Below are 13,090 nucleotides of genomic sequence, written 5' to 3' on the forward strand. Positions count from 1 at the left end.
TATAAAGTTGATTTTATGAGTACGATTCCAATTACTAGAAATGGCTCCGAACGCCTAAAAGAAGAGTTACAGCGTTTGAAGTCTGTAGAAAGACCGGCTGTTATTAACGCCATTTCTGAAGCCCGAGCGCAAGGTGATTTATCCGAAAATGCTGAATATGATGCTGCTAAAGAAAAGCAAGCATTTATTGAAGGTAGGATTAAAGAGGTTGAAAGTAAATTAGCTGCTGCGCAAATTATTGACCCATCGTTGATTGATGCTGACGGTAAAGTTGTGTTTGGCGCTACGGTTGAATTAGAAAACTTAGAAGACGCATCAAAAATGACTTATCAAATTGTTGGCGATGATGAGGCAGATTTGGAAGCCAATAAAATTTCAATTAGTTCCCCAATTGCTAGAGCCTTAATTCGTAAAGAGGCGGGAGATGTTGTTACAGTAACCACGCCAGGTGGAGTGAGAGAAGTGGAAATTATTTCGGTGCAATATATTTAAAAGCATGCAAAAAGGTTCTAACTCCTTTTTAGCACAACGTATTTTTTTAATCATTTCAGGGCTCTTATTCGGGGGCCTTGCGACCGTAGGTTTTCTAGTCACACCAAGTCTATTTTTTGTGCTGGCGGATAAGCAAGTGGCTGGGATGATTGCTGGTGAAATCTTTAAAAATACAAGTCTGTTTAGTTTGTTAATTAGTGTTTTTTTATTGATTTACTCGAACCTTTTAGTGAAAAGAGGCCTTCATCAATTCAAATGGAGTCGTTGGTTATTGTTGATTAGTATTGTATTAACCCTTATTGGTACGTTTGTCGTGCAGCCGATGATGAATGACTTAAGAGAGCTTGCCTTAAGTGAAGGTGCGCCAGTTATGCAATCTCCACAAGCTAAAGAATTTAAAACACTCCATCAACTTTCCAGTGTTTTATTTACATTAGAAGTGATGGTATGTGCAGGCGTATTTTGGTTAGCTTCACGATTACAATTGAACCAGGAGTAGACTAAGAAAGTTGTTTTTTCTTGACGCTCTTTTGTCTAGGTTTAACGCGCTTAATTTGACCACCTGCTGCAACGCGTTCATTACCTAAAACTTTGGTTGCAATTGCTTTAGGTCTTTTTTGAGGATTGCGCGTAAACTTTTTTACCATCACAGTTCTAGGGCTACCAAAGCCATCTTCATTTCGAGTGGATTTTCGGGTAGATTGAGATGCATTCGAAGTCAGATTAGGGCGATAGATCACCAAAAGTTTACCGATATGTTGTACCTTAGCGGCATGTAGCTTATTGCAGATCGTTTCATAGATTTCTAGCCTAAGCTCCCTGTCGTCACCGAGAACTCTAATTTTAATAAGTTCGTGGGAGCCAAGTGCTAATTCAGCTTCTTTTAAAACGCCTGGTGTTAAACCATCAGCGCCGATCATCACAGTCGGTGAAATACTATGTGCTTTTGAGCGTAAATCTGCTCTTGTAGTTGAATCAAGTTCTAAAATAGTCATACTTGTATTATCGCTGACTTAACCCTTAACAGAAAGAGTTTTTTAAACCTATCGTGGCTAAAAATAAATTTAACAAAGATTGGCTGCAAGATCATCTCAATGATCCCTATGTAAAGATGGCTCAAAGAGAGGGCTATCGGGCTCGTGCGGCTTATAAATTAAAAGAGATTGATGATCAAGATCACTTAATTAAAGCGGGTATGATCATTGTTGACTTAGGAAGTGCGCCTGGTAGTTGGAGTCAATATGCAAGAAACCGTTTAGTGGAATTAGGTAAAAATAATTCTAAAGTTGACCCTGGTAAACCTGACGGCAAAATAGTTGCCATTGATTTATTGCCGATGGAGGAAATTGCTGATGTTACTTTTTTGCTGGGAGACTTCAGAGAAGACGAGGTTATACATGAATTAGAGAAAGTTATATTCCCAGAAGGTGAGATTGGCTTGCAAAAAGTTGATTTAGTTTTATCTGATATGGCACCAAACCTATCGGGAGTTGCCGTTGCAGATGCTGCGCGGATGGGGCATTTAGCGGAACTTGCATTAGAGTTCTCGAAAATGCACTTAAAAGAGGATGGTGCATTATTGATTAAATGTTTTCATGGCAGTGGTTATAGTCAAATTGTGGAATCATTCAAGAAAGTATTCAAAGTTGTGGCTCCTAGAAAGCCTCTTGCTTCCAGAAATCGATCGGCAGAAACCTTTCTGCTAGGGAGGTTTTTAAAATCTTCCTGAAGGTGTTTTATCTAAGCTATTGTATTTATTGACAAATGGTTTAAAAGAGTGAACAATGAAAGATATTTATTTTTACTTAAGCACTTGAAAGTAAGGGGTAGTAGAATTATTTACTCTACATGTACCGAACATTTCGGATTTTGGAGATATTTTGAATAATCAAACGATGCAAAAAGTCGGCATTTGGCTGATCGTAGCACTAGTTGTTTTTACCTTTTTTAAGCAATTTGACAAGACTCCTTCACAAAATCAGGTTACTTATTCACAGTTTATGGATGATGCCAAGGCTGGTAAGGTCAGACGCGTAGATGTCCAAGGAAGAACATTACAGGTTACTGCGGTAGACGGTAATCGTTACAACATTATTTCACCCGGAGATATCTGGATGGTAGGTGATTTGATGAAGTACGGTGTACAGGTCACAGGTAAAGCAGAAGATGAGCCGAATGTTTTCGTATCCGCACTTTATTACCTTGGACCGACTATATTAATTATTGGTTTTTGGTTCTTTATGATGCGCCAAATGCAAGGCGGCGGAAAAGGCGGCGCTTTTTCTTTTGGTAAATCTAAAGCAAGATTAATCGATGAAAATAGTAATTCAGTTAATTTTGGTGATGTTGCAGGGTGTGACGAAGCAAAATCTGAAGTTGCAGAATTGGTGGACTTTCTGAAAGATCCTACTAAGTTTCAAAAATTAGGTGGTCGAATTCCGCGCGGAGTTCTGTTGGTTGGTCCTCCCGGGACTGGTAAGACATTATTGGCCAGAGCAATTGCTGGAGAAGCTAAAGTTCCTTTCTTTGCAATTTCCGGGTCTGATTTTGTGGAAATGTTTGTCGGGGTGGGCGCTGCGCGTGTCCGTGACATGTTTGAAAACGCAAAAAAACAAGCCCCATGCATCATTTTTATTGATGAGATTGATGCAGTAGGACGTCATCGTGGAGCTGGAACTGGCGGTGGTAATGACGAAAGAGAACAGACATTAAACCAAATGCTGGTTGAAATGGATGGCTTTGAGGCAAATAGCGGCGTGATTGTTATTGCTGCGACGAATCGCTCAGATGTTCTTGATAAAGCACTTCTAAGGCCAGGTCGTTTTGACCGTCAAGTATTTGTTGGATTGCCTGATATTCGTGGTCGTGAACAGATCATTAAAGTGCATATGCGTAAAGTACCGATTCATGCAGATGTTGATGCAGCGGTACTTGCTCGAGGTACACCAGGGTTTTCTGGAGCGGATTTAGCTAACTTAGTTAATGAAGCTGCACTTTTTGCTGCCAGACGAAATAAGCGCGCGGTCGATATGAGTGACTTTGAGGATGCTAAAGATAAAATTTACATGGGTCCTGAAAGAAAATCTGCAGTCATGCGTGAAGATGAAAGACGTAATACGGCTTATCATGAATCAGGGCATGCTGTAGTAGCTAAGTTATTACCCAAAGCGGATCCGGTTCATAAAGTAACCATCATGCCACGCGGTATGGCTTTGGGCGTTACATGGCAACTTCCAGAGTTTGATCGTGTCAATTTATATAAAGACCGCATGTTAGAAGATCTCGCAATCCTTTTTGGCGGACGTGCTGCAGAAGAGGTTTTCTTGAACTCGATGAGTACAGGGGCTTCTAACGACTTTGAACGTGCAACTAAAATGGCGCGTGACATGGTGACTAGATATGGTATGAGTGAGTCATTGGGGACAATGGTTTACGTTGATACAGAATCAGAGAGTATTTTTGGACGCATGAATTCCAAAACAGTTTCTGAAGCAACTCAACAAAAAGTAGATGCTGAAATTCGTTCTTTAGTTGATACTCAATATGCGTTAGCCAAACACTTACTTGAAACAAATCGAGACAAAGTAGAAGCGATGGTTGTTGCCTTGTTAGAGTGGGAAACCATTGATGCAGATCAAGTCAATGACATCATGGCGGGTAATCCTCCTCGTCCGCCAAAAGTTGCGGATCCAGTAAATACGTCAGGTGGTGACAGTAATTCTCCAACACCTAGCCAAGGTGGTGCACCTGCAACTGTTGTTTGATGATGGATTTACCTTTAATAAAGCCCACGGCATGGCGCTGTGGGCGTTTTTATTTTGATTGGCTTGTAACACCATCACCGGTTGTCATGGGAATATTGAACGTTACCCCTGACTCATTCTCAGATGGTGGTAAGTATTTTGACTATACTCGAGCCATCGATCATGCTTATCAGATGATTGAAGATGGCGCAAAAATAATTGACTTAGGTGGTGAGTCAACCAAGCCTGGAGCAATTCCAGTAAGTGCTCAAGAAGAGCAGGACAGAATTTTTCCTGTGTTAGAACAACTTCAGTCTGCTGGTGTGGCTTTATCACTTGACTCCTATAAATCTCAAACCATGCAATATGCTCTAGAAATTGGTGTTGATATTTTGAATGACATTCGTGGATTTGAGGATGAAGCCAATCTTGCCGTTGCTAGAGCCTCAAAGGAAGTTGGACTTTGCGTTATGCATATGCAAAATAATCCACAAACCATGCAGGAGCAGCCCTATTACGAAAATGTGATTCAAGAAGTAGGACAGTTTTTAAATAATAAGGTTCTGCAATTATCAAGCTTAGGAATCCATCCTGAACGAGTTGCGATTGATCCAGGCTTTGGCTTTGGGAAAACCACGCAACATAATCTGACTCTGTTGCATCGTTTGGCTGAACTCCCCTTGAGTGGAACTACATTGCTGGTGGGGTTATCAAGAAAAAAAACTTTAAGAAAAATATTGGGAGATCGAGTGACTGATCTCACAACAGCGAGTGTGGCGGCCGCTTTATTAGCTGTAGAAAGAGGCGCTCAAGTTCTCCGTGTGCATGATGTAAAACCCACCGTGGAAGCAATACAGGTATGGTCTGCGATGCATGAAGAGCAGTTAACTTGATTCATACTAAAATCAAACAATGAACAGAAAATATTTTGGTACAGATGGTATTCGTGGTGAGGTGGGAATAGCCCCTATTACTCCCGACTTTGTGATGCGCTTAGGTTATGCTGCAGGTAAAGTCTTTGCTCGTCTAGGTGGTGGTCACGGACGTGCAACCGTACTTATCGGTAAAGATACCCGTATTTCAGGATATATGTTGGAATCTGCTTTAGAGGCTGGTTTTACTGCAGCAGGTGTTGATGTGGTTTTATGTGGACCTACCCCAACTCCCGGAGTTGCTTATCTCACAAGGGCATTGCGCTTATCGGCGGGGGTGGTTATTTCAGCATCGCATAATCCTTATCAAGATAATGGCATTAAATTTTTCTCAGCTGACGGTGATAAGTTGGCGGATGTGATTGAAAATCAAATTGAGAGTATGTTGGACGAGCCATTTGTTTGCGCCACATCGATGGAGATGGGTAAAGTTCGTCGACTAGATGATGCTGCTGGCCGTTATATTGAATTTTGTAAAAGTACCTTTCCTAATCAATTTGACTTGCATGGCCTCAAGCTTGTTGTAGATTGCGCCCATGGTGCTGCCTACCATATCGCCCCTAATGTTTTTCATGAATTAGGAGCAGAGGTTATAGCGATTGGTAATCAACCGAATGGTATGAATATCAATGATGGCGTTGGTGCAACAGCACCCCAAGCTTGTATATCTGAAGTCAAAGCATCAGGAGCCGATTACGGCATAGCACTGGATGGTGATGCAGATCGCTTGCAAATGGTTGATGCCCAAGGTAACTTGTTTAATGGAGACGAATTATTGTATTTAGTTGCTAAAGACCGCATTGAGTCTGGCAAAGAGGTGCGTGGGGCAGTTGGCACATTAATGACCAACTTCGCCATTGAAAAAGCATTTCAGGAACTTGGAGTGCCATTTGAGAGGGCTGCGGTGGGTGATCGCTATGTACTGGAAAAACTCAAGCAGCATGATTGGATGATGGGTGGGGAAAGTTCTGGTCACCTTATTTTCTTGGATAAGCATACAACTGGAGACGGTATTGTGGCCGCACTACAGGTTTTAGCGACAATTCGTCGGAGTGGTAAGGGTATACGCGAACGATTGTCGAGTGTGCAACTGTTTCCTCAGGTCTTGATCAATGTTCGTTATAAAAAGTCGTTTGACTGGAAAAATGATCATGCTTTGCAAGAGGTGCACAATCGAGTAATGGAGGAATTAGGGTCAAATGGACGGGTTTTGGTGCGAGCATCAGGTACTGAGCCTGTTTTAAGGGTCATGGTTGAAGCTAAAACCCATGAAATTGCAGAGTCTTTTGCACAGAGAATTGCTGAAAAAATCCCTGTTGGATAATCAAACCAACTGATTTTTAAACATTTTTTTTCATTAACGTGACAAATCATGCTTTTGTCATATTTTCCTCACATTAAAGCATTAAAGTTTTATCAAGTCATATGACTTTCAATTAATGAGGATGAAAATGCGTAATAAATTTCTAAAATTAGCTTTAGTTGGAGCTTTAGTTTCTACTTCAATCAGTGCTATGGCAATCGACATTACTGGTGCCGGTGCTTCCTTCCCAGCTCCAGTTTATTCAAAATGGGCTGAAGAATATCAAAAGGTTACAAAGAACAAAGTGAACTATGCTTCAATTGGTTCTTCAGGTGGTATCAAGCAAATCCGCGAAAAAACAGTTGATTTTGGTGCAACTGATAATCCATTAAAAGGTGCTGATTTAGACAAAGACGGCATGGTTCAATTCCCTGCAGTGATCGGTGGTGTTGTTGCTGTTGTTAACTTGCCTGGTTTTGCTCCTGGCGAATTAAAAATGGACGGTGACGTATTAGCTGCTGTATTTAGAGGTGATATTACAAATTGGAACGCGCCACAAATTGCTTCAGTTAATCCAGGTAAAAAATTACCAAATCAAGCAATTACTGTTGTAACGCGTTCAGACGGATCTGGAACTACTGCAGTATTTACTGATTATTTATCAAAAGTAAGTAAAGCATGGGCTGACAGCGTTGGACAAGGCGCTACTGTTAAGTGGCCTGCTGACTCAAACGTAGGTGGTAAAGGTAACGAAGGTGTTTCAGCGAACGTAACTCGTGTTAAAGGTTCAATTGGTTACGTTGAGTACGCATACGCAAAGCTGAATAAAATGACTACATTGCAGTTGAAAAATGCTGATGGTAAATACGTTTCTCCAAGCATGGATTCATTTAAAGCTGCAGCTGCTGGTGCTAACTGGTCCTCAGTTCCTGGAATGGGTATTTCTATGACAAATCAGCCTGGTGCAGCTTCATGGCCAATCGCTGCAGCGTCTTTTATCCTTATGTATAAGAACCCAGCTAACAAAGAAAAATCTAACGAAGCTCTCAAGTTTTTTGAGTGGGCATTTAAAGACGGCGGCAAGATTGCTTCTGATCTTGAATATGTTCCATTGCCTGCATCTGTAACAGATATGATTGCCAAGAATGTTTGGACTCAAATCGCTAAGTAATTGATGGTATATACACCCTGGACTCCCGGGGTGTATTTCTCTGAAAACAGTTTTTTATGGAAAATAAAATGACTAGTATGTCCTCTGGAATACAACTCACGCCTGAAATGGCAAAAATTGTACGTAATCAAAAGATGCAAGATTTTCTTTTTCATAAAGTAACTTTCTTTTTCGCATCCCTCGTATTAATTGTTTTAGCTGGAATTTTAGTTTCTTTAATCATGACCTCTTGGCCTGCCTTGAAAGAGTTTGGCCCAGGATTTTTCTTCAGTGATGAATGGGACGTTGTCAATCAAAAGTTTGGTGGCTTAACCTCCATTTACGGAACTTTAGTCACAGCAACATTAGCGCTAGTGATTGCAGTGCCACTCAGTTTTGGTATTGCAGTGTTTTTAACAGAAATGTGTCCAAATTGGTTGCGTCGTCCTTTAGGAACTGCGGTTGAATTACTTGCAGCTGTACCATCAATTATTTATGGTATGTTTGGATTGTTCGTTTTTGCACCATTGTTTGCGACCTACGTTCAGCCATTTTTGACAGACACGATTGGTCAAGTTCCAGTGATAGGGGCTTTATTCCAAGGCGCACCAAATGGTATTGGTTTGTTATGTGCGGCCTTAATTCTGGCGTTCATGGTTGTGCCATTTATTACCTCTGTGATGCGAGACGTATTTGAGATTGTTCCCCCTGTTTTAAAAGAGTCTGCTTACGGAATTGGTTGTACTACTTGGGAAGTCGTCACACGCATTGTTTTGCCATACACACAAGCCGGTGTGGTTGGTGGAGTCATGTTAGGACTTGGACGCGCTCTCGGTGAAACGATGGCTGTTACATTCGTGATTGGTAATGCACATCGTATTCGTGCTTCGTTATTCTCACCAGGCTCATCCATCGCTTCTACCCTCGCAAACGAGTTTGGAGAGGCAGAACCAGGCTTACATTACGCTTCATTATTTGCATTGGGCTTAGCACTCTTCATCATCACCTTCATCGTACTTTCAGCTGCGAAGTGGATGCTTGTAAGAATGGAAAAACAAAAGGGAGCGAAGAGTTAATTTATGGATATCGGAATTTACAACAGAAGGAAGCGCACCAACAAGATTGGGTTAACCCTATCGATGGTTGCGATGTTGCTTGGAATGGTTGTGCTTTTATGGATCTTATTCATTCTATTTTCAAAAGGATTTGCAGCGTTGAGTGGCAATTTCTTCACTCAGAGTACACCAGCTGCGGGATCTGATGGTGGTGGACTTGCAAACGCTATCGTGGGTTCGCTCATGATGGTTGTGTCATGTACGTTGATCAGTACGCCGATTGGTGTTTTGGCTGGCATATTTATGGCCGAATATGGTGATCGCAGCAAGATTGCCGGTATTACACGATTTGTGACTGACATTATGTTGTCAGCCCCATCGATTGTGATCGGTCTTTTCGTATATGCGATCTTAGTTGCTCAGGTAAAGCACTTTTCAGGTTGGGCAGGAACAATGGCCTTATCCTTACTAGCAGTGCCTGTGATCTTAAAAACTACTGAAAACATGCTTCGTCTTGTCCCAGGAACATTACGTGAAGCAGCATATGCCTTAGGTACTCCAAAATGGAAAGTCTCATTTTCAGTCATTTTAAGAGCGGCGAAAAGTGGTGTGATGACAGGTATCTTATTGGCAGTTGCACGCGTGAGTGGTGAAACTGCTCCATTACTATTTACCGCCCTTAACAACCAGTTCTTTAGTACTGATATGAATAAGCCGATGGCTAACTTACCCGTTGTGATTTATCAATTCGCCTTGAGTCCATATGAAAACTGGGTGAATTTAGCTTGGGGTGGTGCATTACTTATTACTTTAACTGTTTTGGGCCTGAATGTTCTTGCCCGCGTATTTTTTAGAGAGAAATCATGACGCTAGATACAAATAACTTGAAAAACGCTATTGAAGTTCGTAACTTGGATTTCTTTTATGGAAAATTTAAGGGTCTGAAAAGTATTAATTTAAACATTGCAGAAAATAAAGTTACTGCGTTCATTGGGCCATCAGGTTGTGGTAAATCTACCTTATTGCGTACATTTAACCGTATGTACGACTTATATCCAGGACAGCGTGCTGAAGGTGAAATTAATTTATACGGTGAAAACATTCTAGATAAAGAGCGTGATCTCAATTTATTACGTTCTAAAGTTGGTATGATTTTCCAAAAGCCTACGCCGTTCCCAATGTCAATTTATGACAATATTGCCTTTGGCGTAAAGTTGTATGAAAACCTCAACAAAGCAGATATGGATGAGCGTGTCGAGTGGGCTTTAAACAAAGCAGCTTTATGGAATGAAGTTAAAGAAAAGCTGAACCAAAGTGGTTTGTCTTTATCTGGCGGTCAACAACAACGTTTGTGCATTGCAAGGGGAGTTGCCGTGAAGCCTTCAGTGTTGTTACTTGACGAACCAACCTCAGCTCTTGACCCAATTTCAACTGGTAAAGTAGAAGAGTTGGTTCATGAATTAAAAAATGACTATACAGTTGCTATCGTTACGCATAACATGCAACAAGCTGCTCGTGTTTCTGACTTTACAGCGTTTATGTACCTTGGCGAATTAATTGAATTTAATGAAACTAAACAAATTTTCTTAAAGCCAGATCGTAAAGAAACAGAAGATTACATTACTGGTCGTTTTGGTTAATTACATACGGATATAGGGGAACGACATGACTGAGAAACATTTATCTTCACAATTTGAAGCTGATTTAAATACGATTAGTGCTCATTTATTAGAAATGGGTGGTTTAGTTGAAGCTCAAGTAGCTAATGCAATGAAGGCATTTTCAACGATGGACGCTGAACTCGCATCTGAGGTTTTAGCAAAAGAAAAAGCTGTGAATGATTTTGAAATCAATATTGACAAAGAGTGTGCTGAAATTTTGGCACGTCGTCAACCGACTGCAAAAGATTTACGCTTAGTTTTAGCTATTGCAAAAGCGATTTCAAATCTTGAGCGTGTAGGTGATGAGGCAGATCATATCGCTGCAAGAATTAAAAAAATTGCAGAAGTTAATGCACCATACCAAATCAACGTTGCTGAAATACGTATTGCTGGTCAAATGGCATTAGGCTTATTACGCCGTTCATTAGATGCTTTTGCTAGAATGGATTCTAAGGCTGCGGCAACGATTGTTGCAGATGATTTAGAAATTGATAATGAGTTCCGTGGCTTTGTACGTAAGTTAAATTCTTATATGAGCGAAGATCCACGCATTATTTCTACAGCACTTGAAATTTTGTTTATTGCTAAAGCAGTTGAAAGAATTGGTGACCACGCTAAAAACATCTCTGAGTTTGTGATTTATGTAGATAAAGGGATGGACGTGAGGCATTTACCGCATGAACAATTAATCCAAGAAGCGAATAAATAATATGGCCAGTAGCATACTAATCGTCGAAGATGAACCGTCCATCGCAGAACTCATTTCTGTTAATTTAAGCCACGAAGGTTTTTTACCTGTTAGGGCATTTCAGGCTGATCAAGCAGCGATGTTAATGAGAGATGTGTTGCCAGATTTAATCGTCTTAGATTGGATGCTTCCTGGTAAGTCTGGTATTCAGTTTGCAAAAGACTTGCGCAATAACGATCGTACAAAAGATATTCCAATCATATTTTTGACGGCTCGAAGCGAAGAGATGGATAAAATTGCAGGTTTAGATGCTGGCGCAGATGACTATTTAACCAAGCCATTTTCTCCCAAAGAGTTAGTTGCTAGAATACGTGCAGTTTTACGTCGCAAATCACCACAGTTAACCGATGAAGTGATTGAAATTAATGCTCTGAAATTGGATCCGACTACGCATCGCGTGACTTTCCAAAATCATGATGAAATGCAAAAAATTGAACTTGGGCCTACAGAATTTAGACTTTTACGCTTTTTAATGGCGAACCCTGAGCGTGTCCATGCTCGTGGTCAATTACTAGATAAGGTATGGGGAGATCATGTTTTTGTTGAAGAAAGAACAGTTGACGTTCATATCAAGCGTTTACGCGCAGCCTTAGCGCCAGTCGGTTGCGAAAACATGATTGAAACCGTTCGTGGCAGCGGTTATCGCTTAACGCGCAACCCTTCACTCGTTTCGTGAAATAATAGCTTCCATGATACTCATGGGGCTTCGGACAATTTATTCTTTAGGGTCTATATTTCTGCTGAGTGCAGTTATAGGCCATTTTTTTTCAGTTGAATACGGTCTTTACTTTAGTATTTTCTTCCTGAGCATTTTTGTCTGTTATCAATCCTGGAATCAATACCGTCTTTTAAAAGCATTAAAAGACGATGATCTTATTGGTCATCGACGTGGTTTAGGTATTTGGCAAGATATTTTTTCAAACATAGAGAGAAAAGCCAAAGATTGGCGACAAGAAATTCTTCAGTCTGAGTTGGAGTACAAGCGATTTATTCAAGCTGTACAAGCATCACCAAATGGACTAGTAATGCTCGACGAAGAAGATCAAATTGAGTGGTGCAACAATATTTGTAAAGAACATTTGCGGCTTGACCCCTTGCGTGATGCTCGTCAACCCATCACCTTTTTGTTAAGACATCCTGATTTTGTAAAGTATATGGTCAAGGCCAATTTTTCTGAGCCATTAAATTTAGACTTCATGGGAGTCAATGGTAATTTGATGCTGTTACTGCAAGTTTTTCCCTACGGAGAAAATCGGAAACTGTTACTCAGTCAGGATATTACTATTCTGAAAAAAAATGAATCTATCCGTCAAGATTTTGTAGCCAATGTTTCGCATGAACTGCGTACTCCGCTGACTGTATTAAATGGGTTTTTAGAGACCTTACGAGATTTACCGCTGAACGAAGTTGAAAGAAAAAAATATATCCATATGATGAGTGCGCAATCCTCACGTATGTTGACTTTGGTAGAGGAGCTGTTGATTTTGACACGACTTGATCATAGCCCTATTTCGCCAAAAACATCGGTTGTAAAAATTGCTGATTTGGTGCAAAGGATCGTTGAAGATGGGCGAGGTTTATCTAACGGAAACCACATCATTCGTATGTCTATTTTGTCGCAGAAGAATATATTTGGTGCCGAGAATGAATTATTTTCTGCTTTTGGTAATTTGCTTACGAATGCGATTCGTTACACACCGGAAGGTGGCACGATACATGTGTACTGGGAAGATACCCAAGATGGTGGCGCTATTTTTTCTGTGCGAGATACAGGGATTGGCATTGCACCTGAACATATTGCTCGCGTCACTGAACGGTTTTATCGCGTTGATCGAAGTCGTTCTAGAGATACGGGCGGGACGGGTTTAGGTTTAGCTATTGTGAAACACGTAGCGATGCGTCATTCGGCTTTACTGAATATCGAAAGTACCCTAGCGGTAGGTAGCGTCTTTTCTATTATTTTTAATAAAGATCGAATGAGTAAAGAAGAAAAAGAACTTGATTAA

General features: G+C 40.7%; 14 protein-coding genes. 13 read left to right on the top strand and 1 reads right to left on the bottom strand.

All coding sequences use genetic code 11. The features are described from left to right. Window positions 1–15: 15 nt before the first annotated feature. Window positions 16–492 carry a transcription elongation factor GreA gene (gene greA / locus QMN06_RS03470; RefSeq protein ID WP_281971135.1) on the top strand — a complete coding sequence of 159 codons (477 nt, stop codon included), beginning with the start codon at window positions 16–18 and terminating at the stop codon, window positions 490–492. 4 nt (window positions 493–496) lie between these two features. Further along, entirely contained in the window at window positions 497–991 is a 495-nt protein-coding gene (locus tag QMN06_RS03475) for a DUF4149 domain-containing protein (RefSeq protein WP_281971136.1), read from the top strand. A 1-nt stretch (window position 992) separates the two neighbouring features. Here QMN06_RS03475 and QMN06_RS03480 read toward each other — a convergent pair whose 3' ends face one another. Further along, window positions 993–1,487, bottom strand: a complete 495-nt coding sequence (locus QMN06_RS03480; RefSeq protein WP_281971137.1) for a YhbY family RNA-binding protein — start codon at window positions 1,485–1,487, stop codon at window positions 993–995. 53 nt (window positions 1,488–1,540) lie between these two features. Between QMN06_RS03480 and QMN06_RS03485 the strand changes: the two genes are divergently transcribed. The 11 genes from QMN06_RS03485 to phoR all read left to right on the top strand — a co-directional run bounded on the left by QMN06_RS03485 (window position 1,541) and on the right by phoR (window position 13,090). After that, window positions 1,541–2,221: an RlmE family RNA methyltransferase gene (locus QMN06_RS03485; protein WP_281971139.1), complete on the top strand. Its 681-nt coding sequence runs from the start codon at window positions 1,541–1,543 to the stop codon at window positions 2,219–2,221. Between the two features lie 151 nt (window positions 2,222–2,372). After that, window positions 2,373–4,256, top strand: coding sequence for an ATP-dependent zinc metalloprotease FtsH (gene ftsH, locus QMN06_RS03490; RefSeq protein WP_281971140.1), 1,884 nt, complete (start codon window positions 2,373–2,375; stop codon window positions 4,254–4,256). Window positions 4,257–4,258: 2 nt separating this feature from the next. Further along, window positions 4,259–5,128: a dihydropteroate synthase gene (gene folP, locus QMN06_RS03495; protein ID WP_281971718.1), complete on the top strand. Its 870-nt coding sequence runs from the start codon at window positions 4,259–4,261 to the stop codon at window positions 5,126–5,128. Between the two features lie 19 nt (window positions 5,129–5,147). Continuing rightward, window positions 5,148–6,491 carry a phosphoglucosamine mutase gene (gene glmM / locus QMN06_RS03500; RefSeq protein WP_281971141.1) on the top strand — a complete coding sequence of 448 codons (1,344 nt, stop codon included), beginning with the start codon at window positions 5,148–5,150 and terminating at the stop codon, window positions 6,489–6,491. 127 nt (window positions 6,492–6,618) lie between these two features. After that, a complete protein-coding gene (gene pstS / locus QMN06_RS03505; RefSeq protein ID WP_281971142.1) occupies window positions 6,619–7,641 on the top strand; it encodes a phosphate ABC transporter substrate-binding protein PstS in 1,023 nt (340 codons plus the stop codon). Window positions 7,642–7,709: 68 nt separating this feature from the next. Next, on the top strand, window positions 7,710–8,696 hold the full coding sequence (gene pstC, locus QMN06_RS03510; protein WP_281971143.1) for a phosphate ABC transporter permease subunit PstC: 987 nt from the start codon (window positions 7,710–7,712) through the stop codon (window positions 8,694–8,696). 3 nt (window positions 8,697–8,699) lie between these two features. Then, window positions 8,700–9,542, top strand: coding sequence for a phosphate ABC transporter permease PstA (pstA, locus tag QMN06_RS03515; RefSeq protein ID WP_281971144.1), 843 nt, complete (start codon window positions 8,700–8,702; stop codon window positions 9,540–9,542). Beyond that, window positions 9,539–10,315: a phosphate ABC transporter ATP-binding protein PstB gene (gene pstB / locus QMN06_RS03520; RefSeq protein ID WP_281971145.1), complete on the top strand. Its 777-nt coding sequence runs from the start codon at window positions 9,539–9,541 to the stop codon at window positions 10,313–10,315. The genes pstA and pstB overlap by 4 nt, the downstream gene beginning before the upstream one ends. Window positions 10,316–10,340: 25 nt before the next feature. Continuing rightward, window positions 10,341–11,045 carry a phosphate signaling complex protein PhoU gene (gene phoU, locus QMN06_RS03525; RefSeq protein WP_281971146.1) on the top strand — a complete coding sequence of 235 codons (705 nt, stop codon included), beginning with the start codon at window positions 10,341–10,343 and terminating at the stop codon, window positions 11,043–11,045. Window position 11,046: 1 nt separating this feature from the next. Next, a complete protein-coding gene (gene phoB, locus QMN06_RS03530; RefSeq protein ID WP_281971147.1) occupies window positions 11,047–11,760 on the top strand; it encodes a phosphate regulon transcriptional regulator PhoB in 714 nt (237 codons plus the stop codon). A 22-nt stretch (window positions 11,761–11,782) separates the two neighbouring features. Further along, the gene (gene phoR, locus QMN06_RS03535; protein WP_281971148.1) at window positions 11,783–13,090 is read left to right on the top strand and encodes a phosphate regulon sensor histidine kinase PhoR; all 1,308 of its coding nucleotides are present in this window, start codon (window positions 11,783–11,785) and stop codon (window positions 13,088–13,090) included.

This window comes from Polynucleobacter sp. SHI8, from assembly GCF_027944005.1.
GTDB lineage: Bacteria > Pseudomonadota > Gammaproteobacteria > Burkholderiales > Burkholderiaceae > Polynucleobacter.

What these genes read in the sequence shown, in the direction of transcription:
- pstA (WP_281971144.1), top strand. Translation starts at nt 8,700, where the DNA reads ATGGATATCGGAATTTACAACAGAAGGAAGCGCACCAACAAGATTGGG.
- pstS (WP_281971142.1), top strand. Translation starts at nt 6,619, where the DNA reads ATGCGTAATAAATTTCTAAAATTAGCTTTAGTTGGAGCTTTAGTTTCT.
- phoR (WP_281971148.1), top strand. Translation starts at nt 11,783, where the DNA reads ATGGGGCTTCGGACAATTTATTCTTTAGGGTCTATATTTCTGCTGAGT.
- pstB (WP_281971145.1), top strand. Translation starts at nt 9,539, where the DNA reads ATGACGCTAGATACAAATAACTTGAAAAACGCTATTGAAGTTCGTAAC.
- QMN06_RS03480 (WP_281971137.1), bottom strand. Translation starts at nt 1,487, where the DNA reads ATGACTATTTTAGAACTTGATTCAACTACAAGAGCAGATTTACGCTCA.
- phoB (WP_281971147.1), top strand. Translation starts at nt 11,047, where the DNA reads ATGGCCAGTAGCATACTAATCGTCGAAGATGAACCGTCCATCGCAGAA.
- phoU (WP_281971146.1), top strand. Translation starts at nt 10,341, where the DNA reads ATGACTGAGAAACATTTATCTTCACAATTTGAAGCTGATTTAAATACG.
- glmM (WP_281971141.1), top strand. Translation starts at nt 5,148, where the DNA reads ATGAACAGAAAATATTTTGGTACAGATGGTATTCGTGGTGAGGTGGGA.
- pstC (WP_281971143.1), top strand. Translation starts at nt 7,710, where the DNA reads ATGACTAGTATGTCCTCTGGAATACAACTCACGCCTGAAATGGCAAAA.
- folP (WP_281971718.1), top strand. Translation starts at nt 4,259, where the DNA reads ATGGATTTACCTTTAATAAAGCCCACGGCATGGCGCTGTGGGCGTTTT.
- QMN06_RS03475 (WP_281971136.1), top strand. Translation starts at nt 497, where the DNA reads ATGCAAAAAGGTTCTAACTCCTTTTTAGCACAACGTATTTTTTTAATC.
- greA (WP_281971135.1), top strand. Translation starts at nt 16, where the DNA reads ATGAGTACGATTCCAATTACTAGAAATGGCTCCGAACGCCTAAAAGAA.